The sequence below is a fragment of the Janthinobacterium sp. PAMC25594 genome (genome assembly GCF_019443505.1).
GTDB lineage: Bacteria > Pseudomonadota > Gammaproteobacteria > Burkholderiales > Burkholderiaceae_D > Janthinobacterium.
The window spans coordinates 3,643,544-3,663,938 of the sequence record NZ_CP080377.1 but is presented as its reverse complement, the minus strand read 5'-3'; the positions used below and the strand labels follow the sequence as shown (position 1 = coordinate 3,663,938).

Annotated in this window: 20 protein-coding genes and 1 riboswitch; of the genes, 8 read left to right on the top strand and 12 right to left on the bottom strand. The window is 61.6% G+C overall.

The features are described from left to right. The first annotated feature begins 79 nt into the window (after positions 1-79). Positions 80-694 (top strand): outer membrane protein, encoded by a 615-nt coding sequence (locus tag KY494_RS16425; RefSeq protein WP_219133953.1) that lies wholly within the window; start codon positions 80-82, stop codon positions 692-694. 65 nt (positions 695-759) lie between these two features. On the opposite strand, the gene KY494_RS16420 is transcribed toward KY494_RS16425, so the two are convergent. From KY494_RS16420 to KY494_RS16385, 8 genes are all read right to left on the bottom strand, one after another. Then, positions 760-954: a hypothetical protein gene (locus KY494_RS16420; RefSeq protein ID WP_034753063.1), complete on the bottom strand. Its 195-nt coding sequence runs from the start codon at positions 952-954 to the stop codon at positions 760-762. 18 nt (positions 955-972) lie between these two features. Then, a complete protein-coding gene (hslU, locus tag KY494_RS16415; protein ID WP_308836387.1) occupies positions 973-2,325 on the bottom strand; it encodes an ATP-dependent protease ATPase subunit HslU in 1,353 nt (450 codons plus the stop codon). 41 nt (positions 2,326-2,366) lie between these two features. After that, positions 2,367-2,903, bottom strand: coding sequence for an ATP-dependent protease subunit HslV (gene hslV, locus KY494_RS16410; RefSeq protein WP_219887530.1), 537 nt, complete (start codon positions 2,901-2,903; stop codon positions 2,367-2,369). A 223-nt stretch (positions 2,904-3,126) separates the two neighbouring features. Next, on the bottom strand, positions 3,127-3,579 hold the full coding sequence (gene dksA, locus KY494_RS16405; protein WP_071079830.1) for an RNA polymerase-binding protein DksA: 453 nt from the start codon (positions 3,577-3,579) through the stop codon (positions 3,127-3,129). A 481-nt stretch (positions 3,580-4,060) separates the two neighbouring features. Beyond that, positions 4,061-5,167 carry a GTP-binding protein gene (locus KY494_RS16400; protein ID WP_219887529.1) on the bottom strand — a complete coding sequence of 369 codons (1,107 nt, stop codon included), beginning with the start codon at positions 5,165-5,167 and terminating at the stop codon, positions 4,061-4,063. Positions 5,168-5,306: 139 nt separating this feature from the next. Further along, a complete protein-coding gene (locus KY494_RS16395) occupies positions 5,307-6,254 on the bottom strand; it encodes a tyrosine recombinase XerC (protein WP_219887528.1) in 948 nt (315 codons plus the stop codon). A gap of 7 nt (positions 6,255-6,261) precedes the next feature. Next, positions 6,262-6,939: a DUF484 family protein gene (locus KY494_RS16390; RefSeq protein ID WP_219887527.1), complete on the bottom strand. Its 678-nt coding sequence runs from the start codon at positions 6,937-6,939 to the stop codon at positions 6,262-6,264. 179 nt (positions 6,940-7,118) lie between these two features. Further along, a complete protein-coding gene (locus KY494_RS16385) occupies positions 7,119-8,201 on the bottom strand; it encodes a porin (protein ID WP_219887526.1) in 1,083 nt (360 codons plus the stop codon). Between the two features lie 415 nt (positions 8,202-8,616). On the opposite strand from KY494_RS16385, the gene KY494_RS16380 reads away from it, so the two are divergent. Continuing rightward, complete coding sequence (locus KY494_RS16380; protein ID WP_219887525.1) at positions 8,617-10,119, top strand: SEL1-like repeat protein; 1,503 nt, start codon at positions 8,617-8,619, stop codon at positions 10,117-10,119. A 27-nt stretch (positions 10,120-10,146) separates the two neighbouring features. Here KY494_RS16380 and dapF read toward each other — a convergent pair whose 3' ends face one another. The 3 genes from dapF to KY494_RS16365 are packed head-to-tail and all read right to left on the bottom strand — an operon-like array spanning position 10,147 to position 12,763. Beyond that, positions 10,147-11,010 (bottom strand): diaminopimelate epimerase, encoded by an 864-nt coding sequence (dapF, locus tag KY494_RS16375; protein ID WP_219133946.1) that lies wholly within the window; start codon positions 11,008-11,010, stop codon positions 10,147-10,149. 11 nt (positions 11,011-11,021) lie between these two features. Then, a complete protein-coding gene (locus KY494_RS16370) occupies positions 11,022-11,897 on the bottom strand; it encodes a lipid A biosynthesis acyltransferase (protein ID WP_219887524.1) in 876 nt (291 codons plus the stop codon). Next, positions 11,894-12,763 (bottom strand): lysophospholipid acyltransferase family protein, encoded by an 870-nt coding sequence (locus KY494_RS16365; RefSeq protein ID WP_219887523.1) that lies wholly within the window; start codon positions 12,761-12,763, stop codon positions 11,894-11,896. The genes KY494_RS16370 and KY494_RS16365 overlap by 4 nt, the downstream gene beginning before the upstream one ends. 188 nt (positions 12,764-12,951) lie before the next feature. Between KY494_RS16365 and metK the strand changes: the two genes are divergently transcribed. The 5 genes from metK to metF all read left to right on the top strand — a co-directional run bounded on the left by metK (position 12,952) and on the right by metF (position 17,764). Further along, positions 12,952-14,118 (top strand): methionine adenosyltransferase, encoded by a 1,167-nt coding sequence (gene metK / locus KY494_RS16360; RefSeq protein ID WP_219133943.1) that lies wholly within the window; start codon positions 12,952-12,954, stop codon positions 14,116-14,118. Positions 14,119-14,262: 144 nt separating this feature from the next. Further along, the gene (locus tag KY494_RS16355; protein ID WP_219887522.1) at positions 14,263-14,778 is read left to right on the top strand and encodes a hypothetical protein; all 516 of its coding nucleotides are present in this window, start codon (positions 14,263-14,265) and stop codon (positions 14,776-14,778) included. A gap of 86 nt (positions 14,779-14,864) precedes the next feature. Continuing rightward, positions 14,865-14,933, top strand: a riboswitch (S-adenosyl-L-homocysteine riboswitch). 24 nt (positions 14,934-14,957) lie between these two features. Continuing rightward, on the top strand, positions 14,958-16,382 hold the full coding sequence (ahcY, locus tag KY494_RS16350; RefSeq protein ID WP_219133941.1) for an adenosylhomocysteinase: 1,425 nt from the start codon (positions 14,958-14,960) through the stop codon (positions 16,380-16,382). Positions 16,383-16,590: 208 nt separating this feature from the next. Further along, a complete protein-coding gene (locus KY494_RS16345) occupies positions 16,591-16,947 on the top strand; it encodes a phage holin family protein (protein WP_034783534.1) in 357 nt (118 codons plus the stop codon). Then, positions 16,934-17,764 (top strand): methylenetetrahydrofolate reductase [NAD(P)H], encoded by an 831-nt coding sequence (gene metF, locus KY494_RS16340; RefSeq protein ID WP_219133940.1) that lies wholly within the window; start codon positions 16,934-16,936, stop codon positions 17,762-17,764. The genes KY494_RS16345 and metF overlap by 14 nt, the downstream gene beginning before the upstream one ends. Positions 17,765-17,779: 15 nt before the next feature. Here metF and KY494_RS16335 read toward each other — a convergent pair whose 3' ends face one another. Next, positions 17,780-18,307, bottom strand: a complete 528-nt coding sequence (locus tag KY494_RS16335; RefSeq protein ID WP_258194273.1) for a 5-formyltetrahydrofolate cyclo-ligase — start codon at positions 18,305-18,307, stop codon at positions 17,780-17,782. A gap of 137 nt (positions 18,308-18,444) precedes the next feature. On the opposite strand from KY494_RS16335, the gene KY494_RS16330 reads away from it, so the two are divergent. Then, positions 18,445-20,391, top strand: coding sequence for a lytic transglycosylase domain-containing protein (locus tag KY494_RS16330; protein ID WP_257572048.1), 1,947 nt, complete (start codon positions 18,445-18,447; stop codon positions 20,389-20,391). The last annotated feature ends 4 nt before the right edge of the window (positions 20,392-20,395 follow it).

Below are 20,395 nucleotides of genomic sequence, written 5' to 3'. Positions count from 1 at the left end.
GCAAAAGAGATGACACTCCCGCTTGTGGCTCGCGCAGCGCGCTACAACCAGGCAATCCATCCACTTGTAGAGGTTATCCATGTTCCCATCTTTCCGTTTCCCCGCAGCGCTGCTGGCGCTGGCCACCATCGCTCCCCTGCATGCCGCGGCTGCCGATCCTGCACCGGGTCCCGTCTATGCGGGCGCCAGCTACGGCTTTCGCGCCAATAGCGGCCTCGATTGCCTGCCAGGACAAGGCGATTGCGACAAAAGCAGCAAGCGCAATGGCAAGGCCTACCTGGGTTACAGTTTCGACGCGCTGCCGTTTCAGGGCGGCGTGGCCCTGCCTTCGGTTGAACTGGTGGGGTACACAGGCGGCGAGGTCAAGTCCGGCTTCGACACGGGCGCCGGCAAGCGCGCTGGTCGCGGCAAATTCACCGGCCTCGGCGTGCAGGGCGTGCTCGGCTACCAGTTCGATGCCTTTACCCTGAGCGGGCGCGCCGGCGTGGCCTACACGCAGGGCAAGGTCGATTATCTGGGCGGCGGTTCGGCCAAGCAGAACAAGGCAGGCCTGACCTACGGCATTGGCACGGCATATGCGCTGAACCAGAACTGGTCGCTGCACCTCGACTGGGACCGCGTGCCCGTCAAGTACAACAGCAAGCAAACGAGCAAGGTCGACATGTTTTCGCTGGGTGCGTCCTACCGCTTCTAAGGGGGACGTTCAGCAGACGATGGCCTGATGGCGGACGCCCTATGAAAAGGGCGTCCGCGGGCGGCCTATTTGTCCGTTTCTACCTTCAGCAGCAGTTTCGCCAGCAGGCGTTTTTCCTGCTGGCGCTGGCCTGAGACGGTCTTCACGTGCGCCCCAGCGGCGCGCTGCAGAGCGGCCGTGGCGACCGGGTTGCGCGGTTTTTGCGAGGGTTCGACGCGGAACTGCATTTTCTGCCGCGTCGCCAATGCCTTGTTTGCCATCGGTTTTCCCCTCCCTGATTACAGCACGTAGCGCGACAGGTCCTCGTTGACCGACAGCGCTTCCAGGCGTTCATTCACGTACGCGGCATCGATCACCAGCAGGTTTTCCGTGCTGCTGCTGTTTTCGCTGGCCGTAAACGACACTTCTTCCAGCAGCTTTTCCATCACCGTGTGCAGACGGCGCGCGCCGATGTTTTCCGTGCGCTCGTTGACTGCATAGGCGATTTCCGCCAAACGCGTGATGCCTTCCGGGGCGAATTTCAAGGTCAGGTTTTCCGTCGCCAGCAAGGCTTCGTACTGCATCGTCAGGCAGGCGTCGGTGCTGGTCAGAATGCGCTCGAAGTCCGAGATCGACAGCGATTCCAGTTCCACGCGGATGGGGAAGCGCCCCTGCAGTTCCGGGATCAGGTCCGACGGTTTCGACAGGTGGAAGGCGCCCGAGGCGATGAACAGGATGTGGTCCGTGCGGATCATGCCGTACTTGGTGTTGACGGTCGTGCCCTCGACCAGCGGCAGCAGGTCGCGCTGCACGCCCGCGCGCGAGATGTCGGCGCCGCCGGATTCCGAACGCGAGGCGATCTTGTCGATTTCATCGAGGAAGACGATGCCGTTCTGCTCGACGTTCTGGATGGCTTTCTGTTTCAGTTCATCCTCGTTGACCAGCTTGGCCGCTTCCTCCTCGACCAGCAATTTGAGCGCTTCGCGGATCTTGACCTTGCGCGCCTTCTTGCGCTGCCCGCCCACGCCCGAGAACATGGACTTGATCTGCTCCGTCATTTCTTCCATGCCCGGCGGCGCCATGATTTCCATCTGCGGACCCGCTTCGGCCAGCTCGATCTCGATTTCCTTGTCATCGAGCTCGCCCTGGCGCAAGCGCTTGCGGAAGGTCTGGCGCGTGGTGTCGCCGCTACCGCTGTCCACGGCCGCTGGCGTATTCGGCGTGAAGCCGAAGTCGCGCGCCGGCGGCACGAGGATGTCGATGACGCGGTCTTCGGCCGCATCTTCGGCGCGTGCGCGCACTTTCTTCATTTCCAGCGCGCGCGTCTGCTTGATGCCGATGTCGATCAGGTCGCGGATGATGGTGTCGACGTCGCGGCCCACATAACCGACTTCGGTGAACTTGGTCGCTTCGATTTTAATGAACGGCGCTTCGGCCAGCTTGGCCAGGCGGCGCGCGATTTCCGTCTTGCCGACGCCTGTGGGGCCGATCATGAGGATGTTCTTGGGCGTGATTTCATGGCGCAGGGGCTCGGCCACCTGCTGGCGGCGCCAGCGGTTGCGCAGGGCGATGGCGACGGCGCGCTTGGCCTTGGCCTGGCCCACCACGTGCTTGTCGAGTTCGGTGACGATTTCCGCCGGGGTCATGTTCATGATCATAGTTGGCTTTCTATTCTTTGCTCGGGCGCTTGGACTCAGTCCAAGGTCTCGATGATGTGCGACATGTTCGTGTAAATACAGAGTTCCGCGGCGATGGTCAGCGATTTCTTGACTACTTCGGCCGGCGACAAGTCCGTATTTTCCTGCAGCGCCTTGGCGGCGGACTGGGCATAGGTGCCGCCCGAGCCGATGGCGCCGATGCCGTCTTCCGGTTCCAGCACGTCGCCATTGCCCGTGATGACCAGGGTCGACTCGCTGTCGGCCACCAGCAGCATCGCTTCCAGGCGGCGCAGCACGCGGTCGGTGCGCCAGTCCTTGGCCAGTTCGACGGAGGCGCGCAGCAAATTGCCCTGGTGCTTTTCCAGTTTGCCCTCAAAACGGTCGAGCAGGGTGAAGGCGTCGGCGGTGCCGCCGGCAAAGCCGACCAGGACTTTGCCCTGATACAACTTACGCACTTTGCGGGCCGTGCCCTTCATGACGATGTTGCCGAGCGTGACCTGGCCGTCGCCGCCCAGGGCGACTTGCTTGCCGCGCCGGAAGCAGAGGATGGTGGTGCCGTGAAATTGTTCCATAGTGACCTCAAAAGATTCGTGCCGATGCGTGCAAGGTCATGCGGTTGCGCGCCCATGGCACAAAAGTGGGGATGGAAAAGGCAATTGCAAGCGGCACTTGCCACTGCCGTGTTTGCTTCAGTGTAGTCGGCGCGGGACGAAAAAAAAGCACGCAACCGGGGTTGTGTGCTTTTTTATTCGCCATCGCGGGGCCGCCGGGGCGACCGCGCAAGGGGAAGGGCGATCAGTCGCCGTACAGTTTTTGCTTCAGTTCGCGCCGTTGCTGGGCTTCCAGCGACAGGGTGGCGGTCGGACGGGCGATCAGGCGCGGGATGCCGATAGGCTCGCCCGTTTCTTCGCACCAGCCATAGTCGCCGGCGTCGATGCTGGCGATCGATTGCTGTACTTTCTTCAGCAATTTGCGCTCGCGGTCGCGCGTGCGCAGTTCCAGCGCATGCTCTTCCTCGATGGTGGCGCGGTCGGCAGGGTCCGGTACGAGCACGGTTTCACGCAAGTGTTCCGTGGTTTCGCCGGCGTTTTTCAGCAAGTCTTTTTCGAGCTGCTGCAGGCGCGCCTTGAAGAATGCCAGTTGTGCCGGATTCATGTAGTCATCTTCGCTCATGGCGCGAATTTGGTCTTCGCTGATGAGAGGGATGTCTTGGCTGGCGGCCGGGGTCGATTTATTAGTTTTGGTCATAACTTCGCTTACCTTCGATACGACAGAGTTTTCAAATTGATCAGTTGATGCGGCGATACCGAGCAACTGTACAGGTTCCGCTTGGCATTGCTGTCCCGCTGTACTGCGTGCGACCTTGGCTTGCCGGCGAAAGCCAGGACTACCGGCAGGCTATGGTGCCATGTTGATAACTTTTTACCGCTCTATGCCAGTCGCGCTATGCGCGCGACAACGGGCGTGTTGGGTGGATCGCTTGCATGCCTGGCATGCGGCCAGCGGCAGTTTGCCAGCATTTCATGACAGGCGAACGACATGGGCCGTTTTCGTCGCTGATTTTGGCACGCTTTGCCTTATATTGCCATCCCGATTTGTTGCCTAGCCGATCAGAGGCGGCCACTTGTTGATTTATACCAGCAAGACGGGTGGCGGACAGCGGGAAAGCGTGCTTAACTTTCCCTTTTGTTTCTGCTTTGCAACGGGTATTTTGCAAAACCCGACTAGTTTATACCAAACATTGTTCGAGTCCGCGAATAAAAATGTCTTTTGGTAGATTCTTGCCAATAAACACCATTTTGCTGCCGCGCACTTCGTTTTCGCCCCATTTGGCGCCCAGGTCGCTGCCCATCAGCTGGTGCACGCCCTGGAAGACGACCTTGCGTTCGGCGCCCTGCATCAGCAGCACGCCCTTGTAGCGCAACATGCGCGGACCATACACTTGCACCAGGCCGCCGAGGAACTCATCGAGCTTGGCGCTGTCGAACGGTTGCGTGCTCTTGAAAACAAAGGCGGCGATATCGTCGCTGTGCTGCGCATGGTGGTGGTCGGCATGGCCGCAATCGGTGGCGCAGGCGTCGCTGTGCTCATGTGCGTGCTCATGTGCGTGCTCATGCGCGTGATCGTGCTCGTGTGCATGGTCGTGCGCTTTGTCATGATCGTGCACGTGCGCCGTCTCTGTCTCCAGGAAATCCGGGTCCAGTTCCAGCTTTTCATTCAGGTTGAAACCGCGGATGTCGAGCACTTCGGCCAGCGGCGCGCGGCCGAAATCGACCTTGGCGATGGGCGCGCGGGGATTGATGCGCTTCAGGCGGCGCGTCAGCGTGGCCACGTCGTCTTCACTGACGAGGTCGGTTTTCGACAGCAGCAGCTTGTCGGCAAAGCCCACTTGTCGCTGGGCTTCCTCGTATTCGTCGAGTTGCTTCATGGCATGGCGGGCATCGACCACCGTGATGATGGCGTCGAGCATGTAGTGGCTGCCCACCTCTTCATCGACAAAGAAGGTTTGCGCCACGGGGCCGGGATTGGCCAGGCCCGTCGTTTCGATGACGACGCGGTCGAACGCCAGCAGGCCGGCGTCGCGCTTGCGCGCCAGTTCCGTCAAGCCCACGATCAGGTCGCCGCGCACGGTGCAGCAGATGCAGCCGTTGTTCATCTCGATGATGTGCTCGTTGCTATCCTGCACCAGTATTTCATTGTCGATGTTTTCCTGGCCAAACTCGTTTTCGATCACGGCGATGCGCATGCCATGGTCTTCCTGCAGTATGCGGTTGAGCAAGGTGGTTTTGCCGGCACCGAGGAAACCGGTGAGGATGGTGGTTGGAATCAGTGCCATGAGAGATGCCTATGCTGTAATCGATGGTGCCGCCGCGCAAGCGGAAGAATGCGGACGATTATGCCGGAATTTTGCAAAAGCTTGCAAATGCGCGCGCATCCGCTTGATATGGATCAGGCTGGCCAACGGGCGCGGCTGTCTACTTGAGCTTGGCGCGCGGGTGCGCCTGGTCGTACACGTGCGCCAGATGCTGGAAATCGAGGGCCGTGTAGACCTGGGTCGAGGTGATGCTGGAATGGCCCAGCATTTCCTGCACGGCGCGCAAGTCGCCCGACGATTGCAGCACGTGCGAGGCAAACGAGTGGCGCAGCACGTGCGGGTGCACGTTCGCGGGAATCTCGGCGGCCAGCGCGTGCGCCTTCAGGCGCAGCTGCAGCACGCGCGGCGAAATGCGCGTGCCGCGCGTGCTTAAAAACAAGGCAGCGCTGCCATCCTTTGCCGGCGGACGCACGGCCAGCCAGCTGGCCAGCGCCACGAGGGCTGCCTTGCCGACGGGCACTTTGCGCATCTTGCTGCCCTTGCCCGTGACGATGACTTCGAAGCTGGCCATGTCGAGCCAGCCCAGCGAGGCGGGCCGGCCGCCCTCGGCCTTGCAGTAATGGGTGTCCAGGCTGGTCAGTTCGGACACGCGCAAGCCGCTCGAATACAGCAGCTCGAACATGGCGCGGTTGCACAGCTGTTCCGGCTCGGCGGCGCCCTGCTGGTGTTGCGCGGGGGCCACGAGGCGCACGGCGTCATCCACCGACAGGGCTTTGGGCAAGGTCTTGGCCCGCTTGGGGGCGCGGATGCCGTCGACGGGGTTGGCGTCGAGCGCCGTTTCGCCGCTGAGCCAGTTGTAAAAGCCCCGCCACGACGACAGCTTGCGGGCGATCGAGCGCGGGTCCAGGCCGCCACTGTGCAGCTTGGCCGTGTAGCGGCGTATTTCGTTGTGCGCCAGCGCTGTCCACGGCGTATTGCCGCTCAGTTCCAGCAAGGCGCGCAAGTCGCGCCCGTAGGCGTCCAAGGTGTGGGGCGACAGCTTGCGCTGCGTGGCCAGCTGCGCCAGGTAGCTGGCCAGCCAGTCGGCCTTGCCGCGCGCTTCGTTCACGGGGTTCTCAGGCAGGCGAGCCGGCGCGCAGCGCGGCCAGGGCGGCGCTGGCCGTGGCGCCGATGTGCACGAGGAAGTCCGTGCCCATGCTCGACGTAAAGCGTTCGCTGTCGGGCGAACCGAGCACCAGCAAGCCGAAGGTGCCCGTGGTGTTCGGGGCGCGCAGGGCGATCATGACGGTCGATTCGATTTTATCCGCCTGCAACCAGTGCACGGCTTCGAAATCGCGGTTGCTGCCGCAGTACGGCGCTTGCAGGCTGTTGGCGAACATGCGCACGTCGGCCGTGACCTCTTCCGTGAACCAGCCATTGGCGTGTTCCGGCAGCACTTGCCACAGGCGCAGGCTGACGTAGGGCACGTCGAAATTGCTTTGCAGGGCGTCGACCAGCACGCGCGGCATGGCCGCATCGTTGCGCACTTGCAGCATGGCCTGGTTCCAGCCGTGGAATTTGCTGGCGATGTCGCCATTTTCCTCAGCCAGGCGGCTCAGCTTGGACATGCGCAGTTCCAGCGCCTTGTATTTGTCACGCATCACTTCCATCTGCCGCTCCTGCAGCGAGATGGTGCGTCCCGTCAGCGGGCTGCTCAGCTTGACCTCGCCGAGCAGCGCGGTATGCTCTTCGAAGAAAGTCGGATGCTCGCTCAGGTACTGGGCGACGGTGCTGGAATCGAGTGTGGCGGTCATTGAGAATATCTGTCAGTGAAAGTTGAACGCTTCATTCTAACCGAGAGTGCGGCGGCATAGGCGCAAAGGGCCGGGTGCCGATACATTTTCCGCGCGCACATGAAAAAAGCGGCATGGTTAACCATGCCGCCTTGCATTTCTTGCTCAGCAATCACCCGTGACGGGTGACGTGCGGGACATTAGAAATTGTGGTGTACGCCCAGACCGATGTAGTTGGTGGTGACCGATGCATTGTAATTGCTCAGGCTAGCCGCTTTTTTGTTCGAAATGTCTGCGTAGACATACGTGCGTTTCGACAGATTGTAGTCATAGCCCAACGAAGCTTGCTTCGATTTGACGGTGCCATCTGGCGTTTTCTGACCGTAGCCAGCGCGGATCTTGCCTGGGCCGACGTCATAGTTGGCGCCGATCAGCCATGCCTTGGTATCGGTATTGATGATCTTGAAGTTGCTGTCATCCTGATGCTGGTACGACGCCATCAGTTTCAATTCCTTGCTCGGATTGAACGATGCGGCAACCGACCACAGCTTGGCTTGCACGCCATTGCGCTCGTAGGCGGCCATGGCGGCGAACTGTTCGTTGGTATAGGTAGCCGATACCGAGTATGGATTCGACGCTGGTGCAGCGTTTGCCGCCACGGCGTAGTTGCCGCTTGGATTGGTACGCACTGCTACGTTAGCGGGCGTTGGTGCATTGAAGCCGATGCCGCCGAAGTTATTGGCTTCTTTCGCAGCGACAGTGGCGTTGAACTGGAAGCCGCTGATGACTGGCGAGTTGTAGAACACGGCGTTCGAGAAGCGGTTACGCGAATTGCCGGCTGCGCTCAGCGGATCGCTGGTGTAACCGGCGACCGTGATGTCGGTCTGGAAACCGGCTGGCGTAGGCATGCCCGACCATGGTTCGAACGCGGTGCTCGATTCCTGGAAGGCAGTCAGGCCACGGCCCAGGCGCACGGTACCGAAGTCGCCTTGCAGGCCGACGCGGCTTTGGCCCTGGAACAGCGGACGGGTGTTGTTTTCCAGCGTACCGGTATCGGATTCATAGCGAATTTCCAGTTGGAAAATAGCTTTCAAGCCATTGCCCAGATCTTCCGTGCCCTTGAAACCCAGCTTGTTGTTGTCGCGCTTGGTGACGGCGGTGGTCGAACCAGTCGCTTTGCCCAGGCCTGCATCGACCGTGCCATAGATTTGGACGGACGACTGCGCTTGTGCGGTTGCGGCAAAGGCGCCGAAGAGTGCGAGGGCAACGAGTGATTTTTTCATGTCTTATTCCCTATTAAAAGTGAGTTCCGTCCGAGATCCGAGCAGATTGAAATGCGCCAATTACCGCGTTTCGATGAATGAACCTTAATTCGTTGGCGCGCAAGACGTGCGGGATTGGTCAAATGTGCGTGAAAAGATTGGTGAAAAGCGTCATAAATCCATGGCCCTGTTGTATTTTTGTAACGCGCGTTTTTTGCCGATCCTGCGCCGATGGCCGGCATTCTCCCATCGCCACCGTATCGGCGCCTTGCCATATTGGCGTGTCCTGGCCAGGACATTGTTGCGTTGAATCAAGTTCTTGAGCCGGCTTAGTCGGATTTACGACACAAGGACGTTACACTAAGGGACGGCCTGCACTGATGGGTCCGGAGACGGCGCACTATTCTTAGAATCATTGACTCAATATCGAGAATCGATGGCAAATCGCGAAACATTAGGATTGATCAAGGGCGCACGCGCGGGCGATGTGGCTTGCCAGCTGGCGTTGGGACGGCTGTATCTGTTCGGACAGGGTGTGCCGCAGAGCTTACCGACCGCCTTGCACTGGCTGGCGCGGGCGGCCCAGGAGGATAGCCAGGAAGCCTGCCTGCTGATCGGTACGCATGTGCCGTTCGAAGTGGCGCAACCGGCAGCCAGGACGCTGATTCCGTATTACGCGCAGGCGTTCGATGCGGGCTTGGTGCAGGCGGGCCTGGTACTGGCGCAACTGGTGCTGGGCAATGCCGCCAGCAGTTGTGAAACCTTGCGCGCCAAGGCACGCGTGGCGCTGGACGCTGCCGTGTGCGCCGGCTTGCCCGATGCGCAATGGTTGTTATCCATGCAAGAAGGAGCGTCCGCAGCCTGTGTGCCGGATGCCGGCGTCGCTGGCAAGCACGCCCTCGATGGCGATACGCCCCTGTACGCCTGGCTGGAGCAGGCCTGGAGCCAGGGCAACCATGCGGGCTTCCTGTCGCAAGGCTTGCCGCTGGCGCGCGAGCTGTTGCAGCGCCAGGCGGCGGCCGGTGCGCGTGCCATCACCCTCGACGCGCAGCAGGTGCAGTTGCTGTCGCGTTGCGCTCAGGCACTGGCGCCAGGCGGCGATGCCGAGGGATGGCAATGTTGTGAGCTGGCCGCGCATGGTGGCGACCGCACGGCGCAGCTGGAGCTGGGACTCGGCTATGCGCGCATGGATGCGCATGGACAGCGGCTGGCCACGCGCAACGGCGCGGCCAATTTCAAGCGGGCCGTGCGCTGGCTGACGCAAGCGGGCGAGCAGGGCCTGGCCGAAGCCTGGTTCGTGCTGTCGCGCATCTATACAAAACCGGAATTTTCCCAGCGCAATGTGGTCGAAGCCCATTCCTGCCTGGAGCGTGCCGCCGACCTGGGGCATGGCCCGGCTCAGCTCGAGTGCGGCATGCATGCCTGGCGGAATCGCCGCGACGGTGTCAACAACGATGTGCGTGCCACCTATTGGCTGCTGCAGGCGCAGGCGCAAGGCAGCAATGAAGCGGAGGCGGCGCTGGTGAAGATCGCGCCACGCGGCGAGTCCGGCGACTGGGGCCAGTATTCCGCCCTGCACGCCGATGGACAACTGCGCCAGCTGGGCCTGAGCCACCCTTTGCTGGCGGCGCGGCTGGAGCTGGCGCGCTGCTTTCACCTGTCGCGTGCCGAGGCCTTGCTGCTCGATCTCCATGCGGCCGACCAGGGACATTGCCTGCTGATCGATATCAGCGCCACGCATGGGCGCGGCAAGCGGCGGCTGGTATTGATCCGCACGGCGCAGGAGCGCCAGCTGCTCGATCAGGTGGTGCGCCTGTTCGAGCGCGTCGATTGCGGCGTGACGGGGCCGGAAGGCAATTACCGCCAACGCCTGTACCGCCTGAAGTGCTACCTGGCCGAACTGGATGTCGCGCAGGAACAGCAGTTCCTGGCCGCCTGACTTTTACTCCTGTTTTTTTTTACCTGTTTACAGCTCGATCACGCCTTCGAACACGGTCACGGCCGGGCCCGTCATCAGGACAGGCTGGCCCGGGCCTTGCCAGGCGATCGACAGTTCTCCGCCGCGCGCGCTGATGCGCACGGGCGAGTCCAGCAAGCCGCGCCGGATGCCGGCCACGGCGGCGGCGCAGGCGCCCGTGCCGCAAGCCAATGTTTCGCCAGCGCCCCGTTCGTACACGCGCAGTTTCACGTGATGGCGGTCGACGATCTGCATGTAGCCGGCGTTGACCCTGCGGGGAAAGCGCGGATGGTGCTCGATCAGCGGGCCCGATTGTTCCAGTTCTTGCGCGTCGACATCCTCGACCACTTGCACGGCATGCGGATTGCCCATCGAGACGACGGACACCAGCACGGGAGAGGTTTGGCCCGGCAGCGCCAGGTCCAGCGGCCACAGGGTGTCAGTTCCCTGCGCTACGCCAGCCAGGCCGCTGGCGTCGAACGGCACCAGTGCCGGTTCCAGCACGGGCGCGCCCATGTCGACCGTGATGCTGCCATCGCGCTCCAGGCGGGGAGAAATGACACCGGCCATGGTTTCCACGCGGATGCTCGCCTTGTCGGATAACCCTTTTTCGCTGACGAACTTGACGAAGGCGCGCGCGCCGTTGCCGCATTGCTCGACTTCGCCGCCATCGTTGTTATAGATACGGTAGCGGAAGTCGCAGCCGGGCAGGCGCGGCTTTTCCACCACGAGGATCTGGTCGGCGCCGATGCCGAAACGGCGGTCGGCCAGGCGCTGCCACTGGGCCGGCGTGAAGTCGATATCTTGATTGATGGCATCGATGACGATGAAGTCATTGCCGGCGCCGTGCATCTTGGTAAAGTGGAGTTTCATGTTTTGCCGTATCACTTGTGCTGGTTATAGAACGAGGCTTCGCCTTGCGGACGCGTCTTGAAGCGTTTATGCGTCCAGAAGTATTCGGCTGGCGCTTCGCGCACCCGCTCTTCGATGAATTCGTTCATGCGGCGCGTGGCGGCCGTGATGTCGTCGCCCGGATAATCGTCCCATGCCGGGTAATACGTCACTTTCCAGCCCTGGTAATTGGGCAAAAAAGTGGCGATGACGGGAATCACCTGCGCCTTGGCGGCCAGCGCCAGGCGCGCCGTGGCCGTCAGGGTGGCGGCGGGCACGCCGAAGAAGGGCACGAATTCCGCATCCTTTTCGCCGAAATCCATGTCCGGCAGCATGAAATACGGCAAGCCGTCGCGCAGCGCGCGCAGAATCGTCTTGATGCCGTCCTGGCGCGTAAACAGCTTGGGCGGCTTGAAGCGCGAACGGCCGGCGCGCAGGGCCTGGTCGAAGGCGGCGTTCTTTTGCTGCACATACATCGAGGAAGCGGAAATTTCCATCGCCGTGGCGGCGCCGGCCACGTCGAGGCAGACGAAGTGCGGGCACAGCAGGATAGTGGGCTTGGCCGCGATCTGCTGGCCCGGAAAGGCGGGCACCTTTTTGATCAGGCGGTTCAGGCGTTCTTCCGACGCCCACCACAGGATGCTGCGCTCCCACACGCTGCGCGAATACGCCTGGAAATGCTGGCGTGCCAGGTCCACGCGTTGCGCTTCCGACAATTGCGGCATGCACAGGCGCAAGTTCGTCAGAGCGATATCGCGCCGTTTGCGCATGACAAGGAACAACACGCTGCCAACGCCGACGCCGAAGCGGCCCAGGATGGGCAGGGGCAACCAGTGCAGCAGCCACATGAAGGCGATCAGCAGTCTCATGCCTGCTCCTTGGCGGCATCGGGGCTGGCCGGCGTGGGCGGCGGCGCGCCGCGCGGTACCTTGTAGCGGTTGTAGCTCCACAGGTATTGCGCCGGGCTGCGCGCGATCAATTGTTCCATGGCCGCGTTGATGGTGCGCGCCTGCTCGGCCGAAGTGCTGTCCAGCGATTCGGTAAATGGCACGAAATGCACGACATAGCCGCGTCCGCCCGGCAGGCGTTCGGCGTAGGTGATGATGACTTCGGCGCCGCCCATCTGCGCCAGCTTGGCCGGCAGGGTCATGGTGTAGGCGGGACGGCCGAAGAAATCGGCCCACACGCCTTCGCCCTCTTGCGGCACCTGGTCCGGCAGCAGGCCGATGGGTTGTCCCTTTTTCAGGCATTTGGCAAAGATGCGTACGCCCGACATGTTGGCCGGCGCCAGCATCAGGTTTTCGCGCGCGCGGGCGCCCTCGATCAGCGGTTTCAGGGCGGCGCGCTTGGGCGGGCGGTACATCACGGTGAGCGGCGTGCGCAGGGCGATCTGTTGCGCGACAATCTCGAAGCAGCCCAGGTGCGGCGTCAGGAAGACGATGCCGCGGCCGTGTTGCAACGCTTTTTCCACCAAGTCCCAGTTTTCCACCGTGGCATGGCGCGCTACACGCTCGGCTGGCGCGCACCAGATGAAGGGCAATTCCAGCACGCTCTTGCCCGCTTCGGCCACGGCCGTGTGCAAGTGTTGCGAAAACCCCGCACCCTGCATGTTCTCGCGCATGCGGCGCCGGTAGGAAGGGGAAATGGCGTAAATCACCCAGCCGAGCGCAGCGCCCAGGCCATGCAGGACGGGCAGGGGAAAGAGGGATAAAAAGCGGAAAATTGGGACTAACATGAATAAGCTGTTTCCAGGAATGGCGTGTTGCTGTGCCAAAATTTTTTAAGAAGCGTAAAATACCACGTATGTAGTACCCGCTGAGTTAATAGACAACTTGCGAAGCGGAATATAAATATCGCTAAAGCGTCGCAGGCAAAATCCTCTTTACTGCGACAGAACATTCACATAGTAAACAGGAGCTTGCAATGTCAAACGACTATCTCTTCACTTCCGAATCCGTCTCGGAAGGCCATCCCGACAAGGTTGCCGATCAAATTTCCGACGCCATCCTTGACGCCATCCTGGCCCAGGATCCGACCGCCCGCGTGGCTGCCGAAACCCTGTGCAACACGGGCCTGGTGGTGCTGGCTGGCGAGATTACTACGCATGCCAATGTGGATTATATTCAAGTTGCGCGCGAAACCATCAAACGCATCGGTTACGACAATACGGAATACGGCATCGACTACAAGGGTTGCGCCGTGCTGGTGGCTTACGACAAGCAGTCGCCCGACATCGCGCAAGGCGTCGATGAAGGTGCGGGTATTGACCTGGATCAAGGCGCTGGCGATCAGGGCCTGATGTTCGGCTACGCCTGCGATGAAACGGCCGAGCTGATGCCCGCCGCCATCCACTACGCGCACCGCCTGGTCGAGCGCCAGTCGCAGCTGCGCAAGGATGGCCGCTTGCCATGGCTGCGTCCGGATGCGAAATCGCAAGTAACCCTGCGCTACGTCGATGGCCGCCCCGTCGGCGTGCACACGGTCGTGCTGTCGACCCAGCATGCGCCGGAAATCTCGCACAAGCAGATCGAAGAAGCCGTCATCGAAGAAATCATCAAGCCGATCCTGCCGCGCGAATGGCTGACGGAGACCAAATTCCTCGTCAACCCGACGGGCCGTTTCGTCATCGGCGGTCCGCAAGGCGATTGCGGCTTGACCGGGCGCAAGATCATCGTCGACACCTACGGTGGCGCAGCCCCGCACGGCGGCGGCGCGTTCTCGGGCAAGGACCCGTCGAAAGTCGACCGTTCGGCAGCCTACGCGGCCCGTTACGTGGCGAAAAACATCGTCGCGGCCGGTCTGGCGCGCCAATGCCAGGTGCAGGTCAGCTACGCCATCGGCGTGGCCAAGCCGATCAACATCACCGTCTACACGGAAGGCACGGGCGTGATTCCTGACGCGGAAATCGCCAAGCTGGTACTGGCGCACTTCGATTTGCGTCCAAAAGGCATCGTGCAAATGCTCGACCTGCTGCGCCCGATCTATCAAAAGAGCGCCGCCTACGGCCACTTCGGCCGCGAAGAGCCGGAATTCACGTGGGAACGCACGGACAAGGTCGCCCTGCTGCGCGACGCTGCCGGCCTGAAGTAATCTAGTTATATTTGCAAGAAAAGCGCCCCGGCCTTCTGGCCGCGGGCGCTTTTTTCATGGGCGCGCACGCGACGGCGCGTACGGAACGGCGTTGCCGTAGGGATACGCTACAATTTATTGCAAATAAACCAATTTGAGGATTCCATGACCTTGTTGCGCGCACGCTCCTTGTTTGTTGTTCTGGTGGCGACATTCGGCCTGTCCGTTGCGGTGGCGGCGCCGGCCACGCTGACGGTGGGGCAATGGCTGGACAAGGCGGAGGCGGGCGACGGCCATGCCGTGCTGATCCTGGCGGCGGGCGGCAAATTTATTTTCCCCGAGGGTTCGCTGGCAACGCCGGTGCAGATGCGGCCCGAACTCACCGAGTTGATGGGGCAAATGTCGGCACGCCAGGCCTTGCATGTGCTCACCATCTATGCGGACAGTGGTTTTCTCGCCACGGATCCTGATGCCTGGCGCTCGAATATCAAGCCAGATCCCGTGATCACCTGCAAATGGGCCATGCGCGCCGCGAATTATCCGACCGACGGCAGCAAGGCCGATAAAGACATGCTGCCCATCCTGCGCGACCTGTCCGATGAAATAACGCGGCGCCTCGATGCTGACGAGCGCGCCAGCTGTCTCAGCCAGGGCAAGAACTGGCCGCCGCAGAAACCATAGCGCGCCAGCGCGCGTCGCGGACCTGCCAGGCGGCCGGCCCGCTTGACTAATGGTTGCCGCCGGCGCATGGCCAATGTTATGATGCAGTGTCCGAGGAGCGTTGCGACGAAGAAATTCGCCAGGCTCGGAATATCCTGCAACTGCGCTCACGTACCTTTTTCAACTGAAAGGAGGGCGTGATGAACGCCGTACTCAAATCGCAACACGACTACACCATCGCCGATATCACTCTGGCCGCATGGGGCAACAAAGAAATCAAGATTGCTGAAACGGAAATGCCTGGCCTGATGGCCATCCGCGAAGAATTCGCGGCAGCGCAGCCCCTGAAAGGCGCGCGCATCACCGGTTCCATCCACATGACCATCCAGACCGCCGTGCTGATCCAGACGCTGGAAGCACTGGGCGCGCAAGTGCGTTGGGCATCGTGCAACATTTACTCGACGCAAGATCACGCTGCCGCCGCCATCGCTGCCGCCGGCACGCCTGTCTTCGCCGTCAAGGGCGAGTCGCTGGACGACTACTGGGAATACACGCACCGCATCTTCGAATGGCCGGATGCGGACGGCAAGGCTGTCTACTCGAACATGATCCTCGACGATGGCGGCGACGCGACCCTGCTGCTGCATCTGGGCGTGCGCGCGGAAACCGACCTGTCGGTGCTGGCCAATCCCGGTTCGGAAGAAGAAATCTGCATGTTCAACTCGATCAAGCAACACTTGCTGGCCGACCCGACCTGGTACTCGAAGCGTCTGCCGGAAATCCTCGGCGTGACGGAAGAAACGACGACCGGCGTGCACCGCTTGTATCAAATGCACAAGGAAGGCAAGCTGGCTTTCCCTGCGATCAACGTCAACGATTCCGTCACGAAATCGAAGTTCGACAACCTGTATGGCTGCCGTGAATCGCTGGTCGACGGCATCAAGCGCGCCACTGACGTGATGATCGCCGGTAAAGTGGCCGTCATCGCCGGTTACGGTGACGTCGGCAAGGGTTCGGCCCAAGCCATGCGCGCCCTGTCGGCGCAAGTATGGGTGACGGAAGTCGACCCGATCTGCGCACTGCAGGCGGCGATGGAAGGCTACCGCGTGGTGACCATGGATTACGCCTGCGAACACGGCGACATCTTTGTCACCTGCACCGGCAACTATCACATCCTCACGCACGATCACCTGACGCGCATGAAAGACCAGGCTATCGTCTGCAACATTGGTCACTTTGACAATGAAATCGACGTTGCTTCGTTGAAGCAATACGAGTGGGAAAACATCAAGCCGCAAGTCGACCACATCATCTTCCCGTCGGGCCGCCGCATCATCCTGCTGGCCGAAGGCCGTCTGGTCAACCTCGGTTGCGGCACGGGCCACCCGTCGTACGTGATGAGCTCGTCGTTCGCCAACCAGACGATCGCCCAGATCGAGCTGTACGCGAACACGGCCAACTACCCGGTCGGCGTGTACACCTTGCCAAAACACCTCGATGAAAAAGTCGCCCGTTTGCAACTCAAAAAGTTGAATGCGCAGCTGACGGAACTGACGCAAGAGCAAGCCGACTACATCGGCGTGCGTCAAGAAGGCCCTTATAAGCCAGAGCACTACCGCTATTAAGATGGTTGCCTCATGAACCTACTGCGCGGCGCGGGGCGCGGCCGGCGATGCTCACTGCCTCGGCGGCCCCGTGCTTAGCACAGCTGCGCTTCTCGGCCACGCCGCGCATCCGCTCGCTACGGTTCCTGAGGCAACAAGACTGATCGGTGTATCGTTAGAGACAGCCGTTACTGTGCTGTCTTAATATCTTTTTTGACAGGCTAGAGAAATGCGCTTGCTACTGATTTGGTTTATCAATGCGGCAGCCCTGTTTGCCGTTCCTTACCTGATGCACTCGGTGACGATGAGCAGCGGCTGGACGGCGCTGCTGGCCGCCGCCGTGCTGGGGCTGGTCAATGCGCTGATCCGTCCCTTGCTGATCCTCTTGACCCTGCCCGTGACGTTTTTGTCGCTGGGTCTGTTCATTTTGATCATCAACGGCTTCCTGTTCTGGCTGGTGGCGCAGGTGATCGATGGTTTCCATGTCGCCAGTTTCTGGTCTGCCGTGGGTGGTGCCATTCTGTACAGCATCATTTCCTGGGCCTTGTCGACCTTACTTTTGAGTAATGACGATGGAAAAGCATAATTTCAGTATTGAGTTTTTCCCGCCGAAAACCCCGGAAGGGGCGGAAAAGCTGCGCGCCACGCGGATCAAGTTGTCTGAATTGCAGCCGAAGTATTTCTCGGTGACCTTCGGCGCCGGTGGCACCACGCAGCAGGGCACGCTCGATACCGTGCGCGAGATCCTGGCGGCCGGCGAACAAGCCGCGCCCCATCTGTCTTGCGTGGGCGGTTCGCGCGCATCGATCCGCGCCGTGCTGGCCGACTTCAAGGCGGCCGGCGTGAGCCGTATCGTCGCCTTGCGCGGTGACTTGCCCAGCGGCTACGGCGCCTCGGGCGAGTTTCGCTACGCCAACGAGCTGGTGGAATTCATCCGCGCCGAGACGGGCGACCATTTTCATATCGAAGTGGCCGCCTATCCGGAAGTGCACCCGCAAGCCCGTTCGCCGCAGGACGACTTGAACGCGTTCGCGCGCAAGGTGCAGGCGGGTGCCGATGCGGCCATCACCCAGTACTTCTACAATGCCGACGCGTATTTCCAGTTTGTCGAGCAGACGCAGAAGATGGGCATCAACGTGCCCATCGTGGCCGGCATCATGCCGATCACGAATTACACGCAATTGATGCGCTTTTCGGACATGTGCGGCGCGGAAATTCCACGCTGGGTGCGTCTGAAACTGGCCAGCTTCGGCGACGACAGCGCGTCCATCAAGGCTTTTGGCCTGGACGTGGTGACGGGCTTGTGCGAGCGCTTGCTGGAAGGCGGCGCGCCAGGCTTGCATTTCTATAGCATGAACCAGGCGGCGCCCACGACCGCACTGTGGCAGCGCCTGGTCAAATAATCGCCGTCTGATTCGTCAGAAAAAGTCGCCCTCGGTCACGATGTGATCGAGGGCGATGTCGTATTCGCCGTTAGGGAAACTTGCCGCCAGGCAGACATAGGCGATGCCCAGAGTGCGCGGACGGGGCGTGGCCGCCAGGGTGCGGTCATAGTAGCCGCCGCCATAGCCGAGGCGAAATCGTTCGTGGTTAAAACCCAGGCAGGGCACGAGCAGGGTGGAGGGCGCCGGACGCAGGCGCAACCGGGCCGGCACGGCCACGCCCATGCCATCCTTGACCATGGGCTCGCCCGGTGTCCAGTCGGAAAATGCCAGCGGCGCATGCTTTTCCAGCACCACGGGTAAACTTAATTGCACGCCGCGCGCGGCCAGCTGGGCATACGCGCCGTGCAAGTCCGGCTCGCCGTGCAGGGGCCAGTACACGCCCAGTTCCTCGACTTTTTCCTGCGCGCACCAGTCCAGCAGGCGTTGCGCGATGGCCGCATCCCATTGCGAGCGCGTGGCGTCGGGCAGGGCGCGGCGGGTCGCCAGCAGGGCCTTGCGCAAGCCGGCTTTGTCCTGTGGCGCAATGGGTGGCCGTGTAGCCGGATCGCATGTTATTCTAGGGTCGCTATTCATATCACCATCAAGTTAAGATTGAGAGTCGTACATTGATTTCCCCACTGAAATGGATTGCCGGCACGATGCTGTGTGTTGCATCGGCCTTGTCCCCCCTGGCCGCCCTGGCCCAGGTGTCCGCCACCGTCTCTCCTGCCGCACCCGACACGCGCAGCGAGGACGATGCCTTCCTGCTGCTGCGCGACGCCGCGCGCAAGGATGACGCCGAAAAAGCCGACTTTTATGCGGGGCGCCTGACGAATTACCAGATTCCATCGTATGTTGACTATTATCGGCTGAAACCGCGCATCAAACTGCTGACCGAGGCGCAATTTCGCGATTACCTGAATCGCTACAAGGGCAGCGCCATCGCCGACCGTTTCCGCAACGACTGGCTGCTGGAACTGGGCCGCAAGCGCGACTGGGTCGTGTTTGACGAGCAATATCCGCAATTCGCGCTCGACGACGATACCCAGCTCAAGTGCTACGCGCTGATGTCGCGCGCGGCCAAGGGGCAGAATGTGGCGCCCGAAGCGCGCAATCTGTTGGTGTCGCCGCCCGGCTATGGTGAAGCGTGCGGCAGCCTGATCGCGGTCTTGGCGCAAAATGGCCAGTTCGACACGAACGACCTGTGGGCGCAAATCCGCCTGGCGGGCCAGACCAACGCCACGGGCCCGGCGCGCCGCATCGCGCTGCTGCTGGGCGCGTCCGACGCGAAGATGGCGCAAGCGATCGATTTGCCGGCGCTGATGCTGGCCAAGGGACCTGGACCCAGCCGCGCCGACCATGAAATGTACTTGGTGGCCATCGGCCGCATGGCGAAAAGTACCCTGAAACTGGGCGTGGTGGCCTTGCAAAAAGCCAGCGCGCAACTGACCGCGCAGGAACAGGCCATCGGCTGGGCCAACCTGGCTCTGCAGGCGTCGTATTCGCTGGTGCCGGAAGCGTTTGAATATTGGCAAAAATCTAATGGCGCACCGTTGACCCAAGAGCAGATGCAGTGGAAAGCGCGCATTGCCTTGCGCGAAGGCAACTGGCCTGTGGTGAAGTCGTCGATCCAGGCCATGCCGGCCTCGCTGCGCACGGATCCCACCTGGGTCTACTGGCTGGCGCGCGCGCAGCAGGCGGAAACGCCGGGCCGCCCGAATGCGCAAGCCGACACCCTGTACCGCACGATTGCCGACCAGTCGAATTTCTACGGCTTGCTGGCCAATGAAGAGCTGGGCAACCATCTGGTGCTGCCGCCGCCGGGCCAGCCCGTCACGCCGACGGAAATCGCCGCCATGGCCGCCAATCCGGGCTTGCAGCGCGCCTTGAAATTTTTCAACATGCGCTTGCGCTTCGAGGGCACGCGCGAGTGGAACTGGGAATTGCGTTCGATGACGGATCGCCAGCATCTGGCGGCCGCGGAATTTGCGCGCCAGAACAATGTGCTCGACCGTATGGTCAATACGTCCGACCGCACGCGCCTGGAAGTGGACTACACGCAACGCTACCCGACGCCGCACGACGACGTCATGCACCCGGCCACGCAAACCCTGGGTCTGGATAAAGCCTGGGTGTATGGCTTGATCCGCCAGGAATCGCGCTTCATCATGGATGCGCAGTCGCATGTGGGCGCGTCCGGTTTGATGCAGGTGATGCCGTCGACGGCCCGTTATGTCGCCAAGAAGATCGGTCTCACCGATTTCGTCACGGAAACCTTGAGCGACGTGCGCACCAACGTCTTGCTGGGCACGAATTACCTGAACATGGTGCTTGGCGGCCTCGACGGTTCGCAAGTGCTGGCCAGCGCCGCCTACAACGCGGGGCCGGGGCGCTTGCGCATCTGGCGCGCCACCATGACGCGGCCGCTGGAAGGCGCCGTCTTCGCCGAAACGATTCCGTACACGGAAACGCGCGGCTACGTGAAAAACGTGATGGCCAACGCCACGTATTACGCGGCCCTGTTCGAGAAGCGCCCGCAGTCGCTGAAAGCGCGGCTGGGTACCGTGGGACCGAAAAACAGCGCCATCGCGGCCGATTTGCCGTAACCCA